Origin of the sequence: Rhodocytophaga rosea, from assembly GCF_010119975.1 — a bacterium.
In the GTDB taxonomy this organism is placed as follows: domain Bacteria; phylum Bacteroidota; class Bacteroidia; order Cytophagales; family 172606-1; genus Rhodocytophaga; species Rhodocytophaga rosea.
This window is the reverse complement of sequence record NZ_CP048222.1, coordinates 4321806-4339368: the sequence shown is the minus strand read 5'-3', so window position 1 is coordinate 4339368 and position 17563 is coordinate 4321806. Positions and strand designations below refer to the sequence as shown.

Below are 17563 nucleotides of genomic sequence, written 5' to 3'. Positions count from 1 at the left end.
CACATGAACCTGACTGGCATTAAACAAATCCTGGTTGAGAAATTTGGAGAAGAAATTATTCTGAAAGAAGATAGCACCACTTTGCAGCCTGGTTTTACAATTCATTCCGAGAAAATTGCCCAGGTTTGCCAGTTCTTGCATGAAGATGAGCGCACTTATTTCGATTTTTTGTCGTGCCTCACAGCCATAGACAATGGTCCGGAAAAGGCTACAATGGAAGTCATTTATCACTTATATTCTATCCCTTACCATTTAAAACTGGTACTTAGATTAGAATTACCACGGCCCTCTGACAGCCAATATTTGCCTGAAGTGCCCACCATTAGCCACATCTGGCGCACAGCTGACTGGCACGAACGGGAAGCCTACGATCTGATGGGTATCAAATTTACCGGCCATCCGGATTTGCGGCGGATATTACTCACAGCTGACTGGCAGGGATTTCCTTTGCGGAAAGATTATCAGGCTCAGGAATACTATCATGGAATAAAAGTTGCGTACTAACGTTGTTACAATAATCAATTATCAGCATACTATGAAAAAAATACATTTGCTGGCTATTTGCCTGCTTATTTTCGTATCAGCACAAGCACAGAAAGGAAAAACCTTTCCTAACATGACAGGAACAACTCTGGAAGATAAACAAGTGAGCCTACCAAAAGATACTAAAGGTAAATATACGTTAGTGGGTATAGCTTACTCCCAGAAAGCAGATGAAGCCTTAAAAAACTGGTTTCAGCCTGTATATGAAACGTTTATCCAGGATTCCGAATATGACGTAAATACGTATTTTGTGGGAATGATCAGCGGCATTAAGGAAGCCGTAGCTGGAACGATTGAAAAGAAAATGAAAAAAGGTATCGATCCGGTACTCCATAAACATACCCTGATTTACACCGGCCCCATCGGCGATTTTAAAGATGGATTGGGATTGAAAGAAAAAGATACGCCCTATTTTTTCCTGTTAGATAAAGATGGAAAGATCGTATATACTACTTCAGGCACTTATTCTGATGCTAAAATCGAAAAAGCCGAAGAAATTATAGAAGAAGCCTCAGAATAATTAATTCTCTCTTTCTTTAATTAGCCAGGCGGCAATCTTTACCTTCCATAGAGTAAAGAGTGTCGCCTGGCATTTATAAATCAGCAAAAAATTCTCCCACCATGATAAAGGCATATTTTCCATCTCTATAATGAGATCAGGACAAGCCTATTTTTGTTTTACAAATACGATAGGCTCCTGGTGTTTAGCAATAATATGATCGTAAAATTCCCGTAAATGATGATAATACTCAGCAGGAATGAGTGTTTCTTTAAAGGAAATTACAGATAATAACTGAATCATACCTTCTTTTTGAGTAATCTGATACCGGAATTCGCCCATTGTGTTGGGGAGCTTAATCATTATATTCTTAGGTAATTCCTGTACAGAATAGCCCATCGGTAGTTTCACATTAAGCCCATATGTGTAAGTAGCGGGATAATTTAATTCAACAGGTAAGCTTCGGTTTGCATTCTTAAATGGATTCTCACTAATATCACTTTTCAAAACAGGGTTGAAATATATAATATCTGTTTTAGATTCTGAAGAAGTATCTGATTGATAAACCAAAGTAATGAGTAAAGGTTCATCTGGATTATCCATGTTTTTAGATTCCGTTTGGGTTAATTTAAAATCTTGTGTTGGAGTAGTTAGTATCTGGCTGGGCTGTATTTTATTACCAGCCTCCATGAATTTCTGACGTTGATCTAATGCCAAATAACCTTCGTAACGGGTAGCCAGGCGGTAAACAGGTTTACGGGTATCTGATAAATCAACCTCTGCAGAAGTTAATTGCCTTGAAGGCAAAGGCTGACGCATCTTTATCCATTGGGGCGTATTCTGGTCGAGCAAATACGCATTCTCAGTCAGGTCATTCATATCCAGAAGCGTATACGGGCGAAAACGGTCAGATGCATTCAGAATAAATGACTCGTTCTCTACCTGTACAAAAGCGGCTAAGTGATTAAACTGGGTAAGTAAAGGATATTTAGCAGCATATATTTTCCCATGCGTCCGGGTACTCACTAACATTGGATTGGCCTGTAAACCTGCTTCTTTCAGGAGCGTAATCAGGTAAAGATTGATATCCGCTGAATTCCCTTTTTTGGTTTCTACCAAAGAAGATAGGTTTTGCGAAGAAATAAAACTATGATTACCATTCCAGGTAAATGTATTTCTTACATAATTATATATTTTTTGAACCCTTTGCACATCTGTTTCTTTTTCTGCGAGAATTGATTTTAAGATTTTCCCGGCATGTTCTTTCTATGAAAAAAAACTGGAATGGTTTTCAAATGAAACAGGAACACTACCTGATATATTAAATACATCTAATTGAAACGAAATCCTTTCCGCATAATCCATCGGATTGGCTATAAAAGATTCTTTTATTAAAGCAGGCAGATTATTTAATGACCATGTTGTTGTGGATGCATTTTCATATTTTGTTGATAGATGCTCACCTTGTAAAAGAATCCGGTAATTGAGACGAGTAGGTTTAACAAAATGAAATTCACTATAGATAGTAGGAATACCAGACTGAAAATTCCAGCCGTCTAAGGTAAGATAGTTATGAGTTAAAGTTGTATAGCGGTATTCCAGTATGGCTCCTGCTTCAACATTAGGAAATGTAAATCTTTTTTCCCGCCATTTATTTGCCAGATCAACTTCAAAGATCTGATCTGCATTTACTTTATGAGTTGCTATTTTACCATTCTGATCTATTGTAATCGTATGGGCTTGCAATCCTGTAATTTTTTCATAATGGTCTTTTGTATAATAAGGAATTGTAATATTGCCCTCACCCGATCCTTTCTGATCCAGGATCTTAATGCGTTTATGCCGTTCTATATAGATTACCCCATTCCCGAAAATAACTTTGCCGTAATCACTCAGGACGACTGCTGAAGCAGAACTATCGATGGCGCATACTTTTAACTGAATCTCTTCAGGAAGTACCTTACCCCATTTATAGGTTGGAACAAACTGGCTATACAAAAAAGCCGGCGTGGAAAAGAAAAATAACAAACAACTAATAAACTGTTTCATATATAACCGGAAGAAAATGCCGGAAAAATAAATGGATAATGAAAGTAATTTATTAGGTGGGTTGTTTTCGGAAGGTTGCTCTTTTGTAAGTTCAGCAAAATTAGGACACACAAAAGTATAATGTAATTATACAACAAAGTGCTATATAATCCTATACATACTACAAAGGATATGCTTGACTACTTATTCAGATAGCTAATATACTAATAATAATTGCACTTTCAATGCCAAAAATTGACAATAACTATCAAACCAGATGATTTAATCTTACTCTTCTTCCTCCCCTATATAATCGTCTTCATCTTCTTCTATCAATTCATTGTCTTCAAAATCATCGTCATCATCCGGAAGCAATTCTTCCTGGCTGTCATCTTCTTCGTCAAACTCTTCCGGTCCCGGCATATCTCCTGGCCATTCAGCCAGAAGAGGTATTAACAGTTGAGGTATGGTTTCCATATAAATAAGTTATTAGATTTTTACATTAAACGCATGAAACAGGAAGGAAGCTATTCTTTCTTTGAAATTGTGTAAATAACCTCCAGCATTTTAGTCAGTTGCTCTCTCCTGGTGGCATGATAATCAGCTTCGAAATGGTCAATAACTACCGGCAATATTTCTCGGTGCAAGGCTATTTGTGTTAAAAATAGCAGTTCTTGCTCTATTTTACCTTCCAGTATCAACTGGCCAAAACCTACGGCAATTACGGCATTATCCTGTTGGGTGAGCATCTCTGCGCCGGAAGGCATGGCAGCAATATATTGGGAAAGTTTATCCAGATGCAGGGTTTCCAGATCGAAGGCAGGATAGTGTAAGCGGCGTATAAATTGTGAGAGGTAACTTACCGGACTTTCATAAATATGGGTTTTTCGCCATTGTTTAAATCCCATAAATGCTTTCCGGCCTGTTTCATTGCCAAAAGGAGCTGTTTCTTCGGTAGTACTCAGGAAAAAATCGTCTGCTACCCATTGTTTTGCCTGAGGATGAATATTCTCAGGCGTTAGTATATTATTCTGGCTAAAACCATTCAAGTAGAATAGAACAACATAGAGAAAAGTAAGTATAATTTTTTTGTTCATCAGACAAATGAAAGCTTTTGCATACACCACTCAAGATAGTGAATGTGTAACACTCATTTTCACCGGAATGTACCTGTACAAGATTCATTCCTAAAGAAAACTCTAACAATTCGGCTTTATAATGTGTTTTCCCGTAAAGTGAAAGATATATACCGAAAATACTAAGAAACTTATTTACCTTTGTTCCATCTATTTACTCATGACAGTACTTCCCTATAAAGAGCAGCAGGCAGGTAAAAAAGAACAGGTAGCCGCCATGTTCGATTCCATCTCCCCCAAATATGATTTGCTGAATCATGTATTGAGCCTCGGCATTGATATTTACTGGCGGAAAAAAGCCATCCGAATACTTAAAAAACAAAAACCCCGGCTGATTCTGGATATTGCTACCGGTACCGGCGATTTTGCCATAGAAGCCCTGGCTGCCAAACCAGAAAAAGTAATTGGGGTGGATATTTCGGAAGGAATGCTGTCTATTGGAAGAGAAAAGATCAAAAAACTGAAACTGGCCGATAAAATCGAATTACGCACCGGCGATTCCGAAAAATTACTGTTTGATAACAATTACTTCGATGCTGTGATCGTTTCTTTTGGGGTACGTAACTTTGAAAATCTGCTCAAAGGACTTACCGACATGAACCGAGTACTAAAACCTGGCGGAACCTGTATCGTGCTGGAATTTTCAAAACCCTCTGCATTTCCGTTCAAACAGATATATAATTTTTATTTTAAACATATATTGCCTTTCGTTGGTAAAGCTATTTCAAAAGACAATGCAGCTTACCACTATCTTCCGGAATCTGTGCAGGCATTTCCGGATGGGAAAGATTTTCTTAATATATTTGAAAAGGCAGGCTTCCAATCAACAAAATGTATACCGCTCACTTTCGGCATCAGTTCAATCTACATCGGAAAAAAATAACCTTACTTTTATTCTTATTTTCCTTGCTCCTCAGTTTGCCGGGTGTTGGGCAGCGCAAAAGTTTGTATGCCATTCATCAGGGGAATTACGACGATAAGCCGCTGCATTATGGCTTTTTTCTGGCAGGCAATTATACTAAATTTAAACGCCATTATTCCCAGGCTTTTATTACAGGGATGGATACTGCTTTTTCTATTAATCCCAAAGGAGCACCCGGCTTTGGGCTCGGTTTTATCGCCAGTTACAGCATTGGCAAATATGTAGATATACGGCTATTGCCTTCCGCTGCCTTTTACGAAAGATCTATTGATTATCTTTTTAACAAAGGAACGACTAATACACAAACCATTGAATCTACTTTTCTGGAACTACCTATCCTGCTCAAATACAAATCGGTACGCCGGGGAAATGTGCGGATGTATATGGTAGGTGGACTCAAACCTTCTATTGAGATCGGCTCCAATAAAAAGGAAAAGACCAAAGACCGTTTGGTTACCGATAACATGGACCTGACCGTTGAATATGGAATGGGATTCGACCTGTTTTATACCTTTGTAAAAGTATCTCCAGAGATACGTTTCTCACATGGCATCCGCAATATGCTGGTAAAAGATACATCTCCTTATAGCCGGGGACTGGAAAGGTTAAATAGCCATACAGTCTCTTTGTATTTATTTTTCGAATAAGAATTGATGAAAAGTATTGGCTGGTTTTGGTAATAGTACTCAGCAACTAATATTATACTAATCTAATCTTTCAATTTTATAATACTTCTCATTAATGGATAAAATTGCTTTTGTTACAGGAGCTACTTCCGGCATTGGAAAAGCAACGGCTGAGTTACTAGCCGCTCATGGATTTAATCTGGTAATTTGTGGCCGTCGCTCTGACCGCCTGGACGAACTCAAACAGGCATTAAGTAAGCAAGTACAGGTACAAACCCTCACTTTTGATGTGCGGGATCAACAAGCTGTCAGTTCCGCTATTGATTCCTTACCGGAAGAATGGAAAAAAATAGACATTCTGATCAATAATGCCGGTAATGCCCACGGACTGGCTCCCATCCAAACCGGAAGTTCAGAAGACTGGGATGCCATGATGGACATTAATGTAAAAGGCTTGTTGTATGTTTCTAAAGTTATTATTCCGGGAATGGTCAGCCGGAAATCGGGGCAGATCATCAATATTGGCTCTATTGCCGGTAAAGAAGTATATCCTAATGGAAATGTATATTGCGCTTCTAAATTTGCTGTAGATGCGATTACCAGTGGCATGCGCCTGGACCTAAATCCGTATGGCATCCGGGTAAGTGGCATTCATCCCGGACTGGTAGAAACAGAATTCTCCCTGGTGCGGTTTAAAGGTGATGAGCAACGGGCATCGTCCGTATATAAAGGTTTTCAACCACTTACCGCTAAAGATATAGCCAATACCATTCTGTTTGTTATTAACTGTCCGCCGCATGTAGTCATCAGCGATCTAACTATTCTTCCTACGGCTCAGGCTTCGGCTACGATTGTGCACAAGCAATTGTAAAAAAACTTTCCAATGCTAAAGCAAATTATTCATCTTCTGCTTTTAGTTTTTTTGAGCGTTCAACTTTCTAATGGTCAAACAATTGAGTTAGATAGTTGTGGAACTGATATCAATCCGGTATTAAATTCTTATGAGATTGATTATTTCAAAAATGTGCTTTTCAAAGAACACGTTTCTACAAAAGAGTTTAATTTCAAAGGTAAAAAGCTGGCATTTTTCAGATGTACTGAAGGATTTTTACTTAAAAATAAATATTTTGAGCATCTTAAGTTTAGTCATAAAAGACCACGAGGCATTCATGTGCTTAGTTTAAATAACAAAAATAAATTAGGTGGATATGATGCCATAATTATAATTGATTGCAAAACCATTAATGATAAAGTATTATTAGAAGAGTTTCAGCAATATCTACAATCCAAATAGTATCATGATCGCTTAAAAAATTATACAACAAAAATTTAATATTTAGTGAAACATTTGTTTGATAACGCACGTATTCATCCAATAAAACATGTAAGCATTAAACAAATAAATTAGCTATGAAAATCAAAGTAAATGAAGGTATGGACAAACCGTTTCTTCCGGATGGAAGACATCTGGTAGAAATTACACATATAGATGAAGGAACCAGTGAGCACAAAGGTGTACCTTTTTTTGCCTGCCGCTTCGAAAATGAGCAAGGTTTTGTTATCCAGCGTTTTTATAATTCCAAAGCAGGTATGCCCATTATTGCCAGCTTGTTCGAAGCCGTAGATATGCCTATGCAGGAAGGTGCTACCATTGATACCAATAAACTAAAAGGTAAACAACTATTCATTACCGTAGAAGAAAGAACCTACGAAATTCCTGAATCTGATAATGAACGCACCTTAAAACAAGCTGTTGGTTTTCAATCTGCTTCGCAACAGGCAAATAAATAAAGCAACATATATCCGGTTTTTGTTTTATATTCATCCGCACAGATCATCTTCTGGGCGGATTTTTTGTTTATATGAGGCTTTCTACCACCGAAATCAGGTTTTTAACCTTACAGGAAAAAGTGCAATACATTCGCCATCATGGTGTATACGGCCACAGCCGAAGAGAAAATAGTTATCAGATTCAGGTTTACCAATTAGGCGCGTATGAAGCAGAACTATGGATGCATATAGCCAGCCGCCAGGTGCATAAAGTAGCGATTAAAGAATGATTTTGTGCGCCACCTCAATATTGCCAACTCTTTTTGAGTCTTTTGTATAGCTAGAATAACTTACCCTTATAACCTTCATGAAAATCACAGTTATCTGTTTCATCTGTTTCACTAGCCTGCTTCAGGCAATTGCTCAGCCTAAAACCAATATTACCTATCTACATAACCGTGCCCCCTTACAACCAAATCCCTATATAGAACTGCCATTAGGCGCTATTAAACCGCAAGGCTGGCTCAAAGAAATGCTAGTCCGTCAGAAAAATGGTGCCAGCGGGCGTTTAGATGAACTCTATCCGCTGGTAATGAACAAACGCAATGGCTGGCTGGGTGGGGATGGCGACCAGTGGGAACGCGGGCCTTACTGGATTGACGGGCTTCTCCCTCTAGCCTACATTCTGGATGATAAAGAATTAATTGCCAAAACCAAACCCTGGGTAGAATGGGCCATTAACAGCCAGAAGCCAGATGGTTATTTTGGGCCGGATAAAGATTATGGTCCTGAACCTGGTTTGCAGCGGGACAATAGCCGGGACTGGTGGCCTAAAATGGTGATGCTTAAAATACTCAAGCAATATTATTCGGCAACCGGCGATCAGCGGGTGATCAAACTGATGACCAATTATTTTAAATACCAGTTGCAGGAACTTCCCACAAAACCACTCGACAACTGGACCTTCTGGGCACGTTACCGGGGCGGCGATAACCTGATGGTCGTTTACTGGCTTTACAATATCACGGGCGATGCTTTTCTGCTCGATCTGGCGGAAATCATTCACAAACAAACCTTCGATTATACACAGGCTTTTCTGGAAGGCAATATGCTGTCTACGCAGGGAAGTATTCATTGTGTGAATTTGGCGCAAGGCATAAAAGCCCCTCTCGTATATTATCAGCATCATCCGGAGCAAAAATATACAGACGCCATTACCAAAGGATTTGCCGATATCCGCAAATACAACGGAATGGCCCATGGCTTGTATGGCGGCGATGAAGCCTTACATGGAAATAACCCAACCCAAGGCTCAGAATTATGTAGTGCTGTAGAAATGATGTTTTCCCTGGAAACTATGCTAGGCATTACCGGAAATATCTCCTTTGCCGACCACCTGGAGAAAATAGCCTTTAATGCGCTTCCTACGCAGATTACGGATGATTTTATGAACCGGCAGTATTTTCAGCAAGCCAACCAGGTAATGCTTACCCGGCAAACCCGCAATTTTGACGTGAATCATAGCGGCACGGATGTATGCTATGGCTTGCTTACCGGATATCCTTGCTGTACTTCCAATATGCACCAGGGATGGCCCAAGTTCACACAAAACCTGTGGTACGCTACTCCCGACAAAGGCATAGCTGCCTTGGTATATGCTCCAAGTGAAGTAAATGCTAATGTTGGTAATGGCATTCAGGTAAAGATGCTGGAAGAAACCTCTTATCCTTTTGGAGAAACCATCAAATTCACGTTTTCTACACCTAAAAAAGTAAAATCGGTTTCTTTTCCTTTCCACCTTCGTATTCCGCAATGGTGTAAACAGGCAAGCATCACTATTAATGGAAAAATATTGCAGGAAGCTGCCGGAAATCAGATTGTGAAAATCAATCGGGAATGGAAATCAGGCGATGTGGTGGAGTTACAATTACCTATGCATGTATTTAAAACCCAATGGTATGAGAATTCAATGGCTGTAGAAAGAGGCCCTATTACCTATGCGTTAAAGATAGAGGAAGAGTGGAAAAAAGTGAACAATACGACTGATTCAATCCAGTATGGAAGTATATATTATGAAGTACTGCCGAAAAGTACCTGGAACTATGGTCTTCCCCAGGTAAGCGATGAAAAACTAACAGCATCATTTACAGTCACAAAAAAAGACCAGGTGCCCGTATATCCCTGGAATCCGGCCAGTGCCCCCATTGAAATACGTACCAAAGCAAAGCAGATCCCTTCCTGGAAATTATACAACGACATGACCGGACCTATTCCATACAGTATTACCTATGGATTAGAAACTGGCAAGGAAGAGGAAATTGTACTGATACCTTATGGATGTACCAGGTTGCGCATCGCTCAGTTTCCGGTATTAGGTAGGTGAATTGATACATAGATATAGGTTTAAAATCCACCTTTAGGCAATTTCATGCAATCCCTGTTTAAGCCCTGTCTATTCTGCGATAAATTCGCTAAACTTGTAAGCTAAGCCTTTTATCAGAGATGAAACATACAGGTATATATGCTGCCGTTCTATTGGCCGGTTTGCTCCTTTCCAATGCTTTTGCTCAAACCCCTAAAACTTATCCTGCCGGAGAAATACAGCTCGCTTTAAAAAAACTCAATGTAGTAGGTACAGCCCTTTATATGGCCGCTCACCCCGACGATGAAAATACTGCGATGCTCTCGTATCTGGCGAAAAACCGGCTCGTGCGAACGGCTTATTTATCCGTCACCAGAGGAGATGGCGGACAAAATCTGATTGGTGCTGAACAGGCCGAATTGCTTGGGGTGATCCGCACGCAGGAATTGCTGCAAGCCCGCCGGACCGATGGAGCTGAGCAGTTTTTTACCAGTGCCATTGATTTTGGCTTTTCTAAATCTACCGAAGAAGCTTTGTCTATCTGGGGAAAGGAAAAAATCCTGTCGGAGGCTGTCTGGGTGATCCGCAATATTAAGCCAGATGTCATCATTACCCGTTTTCCGCCAGATTCAAGGGCAGGACATGGGCAACACAGCGCCTCCTCCGTACTGGCTGCAGAAGCGTTTGTGGCAGCGGCTGATGCGAAACGTTTTCCCGAACAACTCAAGTATGTACAACCCTGGCAAGCCAGACGTATCGTCTGGAATAGTTATAATCCTAACTTTAACAATACTACTCCTCCTAAGGAAAATGATTATGTAACAGTAAATCTGGGTGATTATAATGCCTTACTGGGGAAATCCTATACGGAAATTGCTGCCGAGAGCCGCAGTATGCATAAAAGCCAGGGCTTTGGTTCGGCAAGAGCACGCGGAAACCGTATCGATTACCTGCGTCATACGGCCGGAGAGCAGGGGGCCAAAGATTTGTTTGATGGAGTTGACCTGAGCTGGAAACGAATTCCGGGAAGCAGCCGCCTGAGTAAAACCTTACAGCAAGCCCTCGAAAGTTTCAAACCAGAAAATCCTTCCGCTAGCCTGCCATTATTGTTGCAGGCCTATAAACAAATTCAACAACTCCCTACAGACAACTACTGGATAAGCGTAAAAAAGAAGGAGCTGGAAGAAGTAATTGCCGCCTGTGCCGGTTTGTGGTACGAAGCCAATGCTACTGCCTATGCCAGTACGCCTTCTGGTAAACTCAAAGTGAATACGTCCATTGTAAAACGGTCTGATTTTCCGGTAAATGTAAGCCAGATTCGTTTTGTAGGGGCACAGAAAGATACAGCCATGGCGCTGCCCCTGAAGAATAATGAAACTGCAACCTTCCCGTTTACCATTGAAGTTCCGGCTGCTACTATTTTTACTCAGCCATACTGGTTACGGGAGCCGCTTACAAAGGGTACTTTTCAGGTGAAGGATCTGCAATTGGTAGGAAAACCAGAAAATGAGGCTCCAATCGGAGTAGAATTTACTTTCAATCTGGAAGGGCAATCTTTCACCTGGACAAAACCAGTTACCTACAAATGGACAGACCCGGTACAAGGCGAACTCTACCGTCCGCTGGAGATACGGCCTCAGGTAATGGTGAACCTTGCCGAAAAGGTATACATGTTTCCAGATCAATCGGCTAAAACAGTAGAGGTATTGCTTAAAGCCGGCAAGGAAAACGTAAGTGGCGAAGTAAGTCTTGAACTGCCCTCTTCCTGGAAAGTAATGCCTGCCAGTATTCCTTTTGAACTGAAAAAGCATGCAGAAGAAATGAGAGTAAGTTTTCAGGTAACTCCTCCAGCCTACACGGCCAGTGAAACGCTTAAGGCTATAATTAAAACTTCATCAGGACTTTCTCTTTCCAGAGGCATTCTCACCATTGATTACTCACATATTCCAGTACAAACGCTATTTCCGGAAGCAACTGCCAAAGCCGTGCGGGCCGATATGCAGATTGCTGGCAAACAGATTGGCTATATTATGGGCGCTGGTGATGATGTTCCGGCTTCGCTCCGGCAGATTGGCTACCAGGTTACGCTGTTGTCTGATAATGACCTGCAAAAAGATACTGATTTTCTAAGCCGCTTTGATGCTATTATTGCCGGTGTACGGGCGTATAATACCCAGGAACGGCTTAAATTCTACCAGCCTAAACTATTGCAGTATGTAAATAACGGGGGTACTTTATTAATTCAGTACAATGTGAGCAATAATCTGGTTACCGATGAAATTGGCCCCTATCCCTTCCGCCTATCCAGAGAAAGAGTAACAGTGGAGGAAGCGCCGGTTACATTTTTGAAACCGGATCACCAGGTATTTCAGCTACCCAATAAAATCACGCCTAAAGACTTTGAAGGCTGGGTACAGGAACGGGGTTTGTATTTTGCTGATAGTCTGGATACCCGGTACGAAACCATTCTCACTACGAAAGATCCGGGAGAAAAAGAAAAAGCACAACCCTACGGATTATTCATTTCTCCTTACGGCAAAGGCAGGTTTGTATACACCGGGTATGCATTTTTCAGACAATTGCCGGCTGGCGTACCAGGAGCATACCGCTTTTTTGCCAACCTGATTGCCAGAAAAGAAGCTGAATGATTATATCAGTAGTAGGCAGTAAGTAATTGATCGGGCTATATAAGTTACTAATTCTCCAGGCTAATGGATTCTACTTCGATATTATAGGGTTTCTCGTACTCTGATGAAGACAAATTTTCTCCTATAGTGATCTGTAGTTTCTCTGCCTGGCTCACTTGAAAGGAATAAGCTGCCGATGATTTAAACCAGAAAGGCTGAAAACCAGGGTAAGGTCTGGGTAATAATATAAACCGATCTGGCTTCAGATTGCCCAAGGGAATGCTTAATTCCTGCATTGCTGAAGTAAGGGTAACGGTTGAGGAAAAGGCCATACCATCTATGGTGAGCAAGGCTATTTTTATCTGAACAGGCTGCGTATTTCCGGTACGGGCTTTAATTACTAATCTTTTAAAAGAATCAAGTTCTGATTGCCTGCCTTTGATTTTGTCAGCAAACGTGTGCTGGAAGCCCATTATATGTTCTGGATTGCCGAGTTCTTTGGAAGCCAGCCTGAACACCAATTGACCTGGTTCTTGAGAAGTGATAAATTGTTTTTCGTCGCTGCGCCATAAATTGGGGTAAATAGTAGGATTTCTGTCCCGGCTGGCATTAAATAGTTCTAAGGATGATTTTTCTGCGGCCACATACGTTTGCCAGCTATCCTTCTGATAATAATCCCAGGCATAAGGATAGCCTTTGTAGTTTCCGGGAAAGGTATAAAACTCCCCTTTTGATTTTTCTACCAAAATCCGGTATTGCACCAATCCTGGTGTAGTAAGCTCTACAGGCACTTCCGCAACATAGGTATAGGCTGTTTTTTCCTGCATAGCAATGGTTTTGTATACGCCGGATAAATTATTGATCAGCAGTGTTACCTTACTGGAATCTTCCAGTCCTGCAATCTGTGCCTGTAGTTTGAAGGGGTTACCGGATGAAACTTCCTCATGGGGTGTATGCCATATAGTGGGTGTTGTATTTCTGGAGACAGGTGCTACAAATTCATTCAGCTTGATCACAGATGATTTGTTTCCCTTATTCTGAAATTTCCTGCCATTTTTCACCAATAGATATGTTCCAGGTTGAATTTTTATGCTTCCGCTTACAGCTTTTGCCGAAAAGGTATTGCCCTCATTTACACCTGTTATTGTAAAGTCTACGCCCAGATCAGGTAGTTTAATCTGTAGAGCATGTGTTTTCCATTGTATGCGCACCACTTCTTTCTGGGGAGCGGCTTTGGCAAATGGATCACTCACCATAATAGCATCCGGCATTACTTCCAGCCGCCAGATTCCGTTTTCCAGTTTATCCAGAAAGTAGGCACCCAGTCCCTTATAGCTAACTATAGAACAACTACCTACGCCGGCCACATGCAGTAAGTTGCGGTTATTTACCGGCTTAGTACTGGTAGTATTGGAATAATAAAATTCCTTTTCTGTATTCATTTCACTCAGCGATTCTCTATAACTCACCCGGAAAGGTCCAAAAACACTGTCTGCCGGATAAGTGCCGTAAGATTTTGATCTGGGAAGTATATGAAATGCTTTAGCGGCAATCATCAGGCTGATGGCTTTAGATGGCGTATAGGCTAAGTTCACAAAGTGTGTCTGGTATTCGGTATTGGCATAAGCAGTTGCCAGAGGGTCGTAGGCAAACTGGGTGGCCCACTGAAATCCCGCACCTCTGAAACTACGGGCCATTGCCGGGTACATCACAGGTTCCCAGATATCGCCTGCATCAAATTCATACACCATTCTGGCTTTGTTAGCAAATGCCGGAATGGTATCAAACGGAATATGATACCGGTCTACATGAGGAAGGTAATTTCCGGGCAAGGTATGATTGGCTACCAGCCCGGTTGGATACCACTGAAAGCTTACCCCATCAATTTCTGCGTTGGCTACAGCATCGGCATACCAGGGAGATTCACTGATATTATAGAAAACAGGTTTGGTCCAGCCAGCATTGCGAATCGCTCTGGCAAGCCGGTTTACATATTCACCCGCTCTTTGTTTCGGTCCGCTGTGATGTGGTTCATTATTAATTTCAGCTGCAAGTACATCCGGGTCGTTTTCATAGGAAAGTTTTGTATACACATTTACATGTTTGAAAAACTGGCTCACATAATTCTCCTGTGCCCGGATGGCTTTCTCTTCAGTTACTGCCTGCCGTTTATTGTAAATACTGGAAAATCCTGCCGTTTTCTGGTCTGGTTCCGGATAGCCATTTCCCCAGAAAGCAAGCGGGGTAAGCATCACTTTAATATTCCGTTCTTTCAGTTTAAATATTAAATAATCGAATAGGCGCAAGTGCTCGTTCTCCAGCAGATTACCCAATGAATCTGTAATTTCTGTATCCCATACATGTACCCGGAAGGCATCGAAACCTAATCTGGCAAAATGATACACATCCTGGTCAATGGCTTTTTCATGATTAATCTGTAAGGCCTGGTGAGAACGGTATCCATAGGCAAAAGGAACCGTATAATTGGTGCCAAAGAAAGTGGCTTCTGAATGGTCTTTTTTCCAGCGCAAAACACCCTGCTTGTCTACATAAATCCCGCTTTTAGATTGAGAATACCCATGCCTGCTTATCAGACAACATAACAAAAGCATACAACAAGAGAATAATTTAGTCAGGTGAAAAGTTGTACATTTACTCATACTATAAGATTTACAGGCAATCAACAAAAATAGATACATCCTTCCAGAAAATCCGGTTGTCTGTTAGTAATCATTCACGGTTCCAGACACGAGTTATTGACCTGATGGTGAGAAAGTATATATATTTGTATAACCGTTTACTGGAACAGTAATTGTTACCTGATCTATTTTTCTCCTATGAAACAAGTACGTTACAGCCTATGTATTGTTTTTATCCTGCTACTATCTGGATTTGTGCCAGAAGATACAAAAGTTATACCTCCCTCTGATCTGACTTTGCAGATACAGCCTATGTTTGGGAAAGAAAAACTGCAATTGAACCAGATTTATACCACTTTACTGGGCGACAAGATCAGTATCACCAGATTTAAATTTTACCTGAGTAATATTGCACTTACTAAAGCTGATGGCAGCATCTGGCGGCAAAAAAACAGCTATCACCTCATAGAAATTTCAGAAGATACAGAACCTGTTACTATAGTCTCTTTACCAGATGTACCTCCGGGAAAATATACTAAACTCTCTTTTGCCATAGGTGTAGATAGCCTTAATAATCACAGTGGTGAACAAGCCGGCGTATTAGATCCTGATTATGGCATGTTCTGGATGTGGGAAACAGGGTATGTATTTTTTAAATGTGAGGGATTTTATCACCAGCCAGACGGCGCGAAAGGGCCTATTGTCTACCACATTGGCAGAGAACAGTGTTACCGCCAGGTAACATTAAATCTAAAAGAATTAACTGTTAGCCAAAACAGTTCCAGTACGCTACAGATACAGGCTGATGCCGCCAGGGTTTTTGGAGGGTTTTCCGGAGCTGCGCTAGATGTAAAGATGCCTACAGATCAATCTTCTGTAAGTGTGATGGGCGGAAAAACGGCTCCAAGCATAGCTAGTAACTATAGAGAAATGTTTGTAGTAATTCCTTAACCGCAAGAATCTTAGCAATTCAAAATCTTATGGCAGACAACCTATTAGTTTAATAATTATTTTTTTGGATAGTGTTTATCTGTATCCACTGCTGCTGTGTCTTTTCAGAAAAGTTAATGATATACTTTAGAAAAGGTATTTTTATATTTACTTAAACTTGAGTACTTTACGGGCTCCCTCCAACAACAAAAAGTTAAACAACATCTACTTTAGCTATGAATAGCGAACAAATTACGATTAAGGATCTGGCCCGTCGTATGAATATTTCTGCGGCGACCGTGTCGCGTGCATTGCGTAATTTACCAGAAGTAAATGTACATACCCGGAGAGCGGTGCGTGAACTCGCACATGAACTGGATTATCAGCCTAATTACATGGCGCAAAGCCTGGTGAAAAGCAAATCTAATTTTATAGGCATTGTAATTCCCAACCTTGATACGGTATTTTTCTCCTCAGCTGTAATTGGTATGCAGGAAGTATTGAGCAGGGCAGGATATTATACCATGATTTGCCATTCCGGAGAGCGATATGAAACCGAAATTGCGAATGTGCGTAATCTGGTATCCAGCAAAATGGATGGGCTTATCGTTTCATTGTCTGGTGAAACAAAAGATTTCTCTCATTTCAGGGCAGTACAGAAAAAAGGCATACCCCTCGTCTTTTTTGACCGGGTTTGTGAAGAACTGGATGTTTGTAAAGTGGTGGTAAATGATTACGAAGGAGCCTTTAATGCAACCCAGCATCTGATTCAAACCGGCCGCAAGCGGATTGCTCATCTTTCCGGTAATAAAATGTTATCTATCAGTAAAAACCGGATGGAAGGGTATACAGATGGATTAAGGGCTTCCGGTTTAGAGGTAGACCCGGAATTAATTATCCATTGTGGGTTTAACAAAGAACATATAGCAGCAGCTACGATGCGCCTGATGAATTTGCCAAACAGGCCTGATGCGATTGTAGTAATTAATGACCCGGTCGCCATTCAGGTAATGCTTATATTGAAAGAACAAGGCATTCGGATTCCGGAAGATGTAGCTATTGTTGGCTTTGGAAATGAACCCGTTTCTACCATTATTGATCCGGGCCTTACTTCTGTAGATCAAAATCCCGTGGAACTTGGAAGAGTAGCCGCCCAATTATATCTACAAGGGCTTGAAAATAAGGGCATAATTTCTAAACCAGAAACCAAAGTACTAAAAACCCAGCTGATCATACGGGGATCAAGTATGCCGCAACGCAAACACAATTAATTCTATGTTCAGCTTTACTAATCCTGCACAAAATTTATTTTTATATCTGTTAAAAAATATCATACACTGGAATAGTTATTGCTCCTGATTAAGTCTATTATGTTGGCGATAACATAATCTGCAATAAGTGTATATTATATAAAAGCCCCTGTTGTTAGCAGAGGCTTTTTTTATTTTTACCAGCGAAAATATCTTTTTGTTTTTACTGCA

Annotated in this window: 17 protein-coding genes; 12 read left to right on the top strand and 5 right to left on the bottom strand. The window is 40.7% G+C overall.

Features of this window, described 5'->3' with window-relative positions; translation table 11 throughout:
- Positions 1-3 precede the first annotated feature (3 nt).
- Both GXP67_RS17950 and GXP67_RS17945 read left to right on the top strand, forming a co-directional pair.
- On the top strand, positions 4-504 hold the full coding sequence (locus GXP67_RS17950) for an NADH-quinone oxidoreductase subunit C (RefSeq protein WP_162444401.1): 501 nt from the start codon (positions 4-6) through the stop codon (positions 502-504).
- A gap of 31 nt (positions 505-535) precedes the next feature.
- Entirely contained in the window at positions 536-1063 is a 528-nt protein-coding gene (locus tag GXP67_RS17945; RefSeq protein ID WP_162444400.1) for a hypothetical protein, read from the top strand.
- Positions 1064-1210: 147 nt separating this feature from the next.
- Here GXP67_RS17945 and GXP67_RS17940 read toward each other — a convergent pair whose 3' ends face one another.
- The 4 genes from GXP67_RS17940 to GXP67_RS17925 all read right to left on the bottom strand — a co-directional run bounded on the left by GXP67_RS17940 (position 1211) and on the right by GXP67_RS17925 (position 4167).
- Complete coding sequence (locus GXP67_RS17940) at positions 1211-2254, bottom strand: transglutaminase domain-containing protein (protein ID WP_162444399.1); 1044 nt, start codon at positions 2252-2254, stop codon at positions 1211-1213.
- A 54-nt stretch (positions 2255-2308) separates the two neighbouring features.
- The gene (locus GXP67_RS17935; RefSeq protein WP_162444398.1) at positions 2309-3091 is read right to left on the bottom strand and encodes a DUF3857 domain-containing protein; all 783 of its coding nucleotides are present in this window, start codon (positions 3089-3091) and stop codon (positions 2309-2311) included.
- Positions 3092-3358: 267 nt separating this feature from the next.
- On the bottom strand, positions 3359-3547 hold the full coding sequence (locus GXP67_RS17930; RefSeq protein ID WP_162444397.1) for a hypothetical protein: 189 nt from the start codon (positions 3545-3547) through the stop codon (positions 3359-3361).
- Between the two features lie 50 nt (positions 3548-3597).
- Positions 3598-4167 (bottom strand): hypothetical protein, encoded by a 570-nt coding sequence (locus GXP67_RS17925; protein ID WP_162444396.1) that lies wholly within the window; start codon positions 4165-4167, stop codon positions 3598-3600.
- A 199-nt stretch (positions 4168-4366) separates the two neighbouring features.
- Here GXP67_RS17925 and ubiE point away from each other — a divergent pair, with 199 nt between their 5' ends.
- The 8 genes from ubiE to GXP67_RS17885 all read left to right on the top strand — a co-directional run bounded on the left by ubiE (position 4367) and on the right by GXP67_RS17885 (position 12534).
- Entirely contained in the window at positions 4367-5089 is a 723-nt protein-coding gene (gene ubiE / locus GXP67_RS17920; RefSeq protein ID WP_162444395.1) for a bifunctional demethylmenaquinone methyltransferase/2-methoxy-6-polyprenyl-1,4-benzoquinol methylase UbiE, read from the top strand.
- Positions 5090-5112: 23 nt separating this feature from the next.
- The gene (gene porT / locus GXP67_RS17915) at positions 5113-5775 is read left to right on the top strand and encodes a type IX secretion/gliding motility protein PorT/SprT (protein ID WP_162444394.1); all 663 of its coding nucleotides are present in this window, start codon (positions 5113-5115) and stop codon (positions 5773-5775) included.
- A gap of 94 nt (positions 5776-5869) precedes the next feature.
- Entirely contained in the window at positions 5870-6625 is a 756-nt protein-coding gene (locus GXP67_RS17910) for an SDR family NAD(P)-dependent oxidoreductase (RefSeq protein WP_162444393.1), read from the top strand.
- 12 nt (positions 6626-6637) lie between these two features.
- A complete protein-coding gene (locus tag GXP67_RS17905) occupies positions 6638-7048 on the top strand; it encodes a DUF8192 domain-containing protein (protein ID WP_162444392.1) in 411 nt (136 codons plus the stop codon).
- Between the two features lie 116 nt (positions 7049-7164).
- On the top strand, positions 7165-7545 hold the full coding sequence (locus GXP67_RS17900) for a hypothetical protein (protein WP_162444391.1): 381 nt from the start codon (positions 7165-7167) through the stop codon (positions 7543-7545).
- A 71-nt stretch (positions 7546-7616) separates the two neighbouring features.
- Positions 7617-7814: a hypothetical protein gene (locus tag GXP67_RS17895; RefSeq protein ID WP_162444390.1), complete on the top strand. Its 198-nt coding sequence runs from the start codon at positions 7617-7619 to the stop codon at positions 7812-7814.
- 77 nt (positions 7815-7891) lie between these two features.
- Positions 7892-9907, top strand: coding sequence for a beta-L-arabinofuranosidase domain-containing protein (locus tag GXP67_RS17890; RefSeq protein ID WP_162444389.1), 2016 nt, complete (start codon positions 7892-7894; stop codon positions 9905-9907).
- A 119-nt stretch (positions 9908-10026) separates the two neighbouring features.
- The gene (locus GXP67_RS17885; RefSeq protein WP_162444388.1) at positions 10027-12534 is read left to right on the top strand and encodes a PIG-L family deacetylase; all 2508 of its coding nucleotides are present in this window, start codon (positions 10027-10029) and stop codon (positions 12532-12534) included.
- 47 nt (positions 12535-12581) lie between these two features.
- Here GXP67_RS17885 and GXP67_RS17880 read toward each other — a convergent pair whose 3' ends face one another.
- Positions 12582-15125 (bottom strand): cellulase family glycosylhydrolase, encoded by a 2544-nt coding sequence (locus GXP67_RS17880; RefSeq protein ID WP_232065261.1) that lies wholly within the window; start codon positions 15123-15125, stop codon positions 12582-12584.
- Positions 15126-15350: 225 nt separating this feature from the next.
- On the opposite strand from GXP67_RS17880, the gene GXP67_RS17875 reads away from it, so the two are divergent.
- Complete coding sequence (locus GXP67_RS17875) at positions 15351-16103, top strand: MbnP family protein (RefSeq protein WP_162444386.1); 753 nt, start codon at positions 15351-15353, stop codon at positions 16101-16103.
- A gap of 215 nt (positions 16104-16318) precedes the next feature.
- Positions 16319-17353 (top strand): LacI family DNA-binding transcriptional regulator, encoded by a 1035-nt coding sequence (locus tag GXP67_RS17870; protein ID WP_162444385.1) that lies wholly within the window; start codon positions 16319-16321, stop codon positions 17351-17353.
- The last annotated feature ends 210 nt before the right edge of the window (positions 17354-17563 follow it).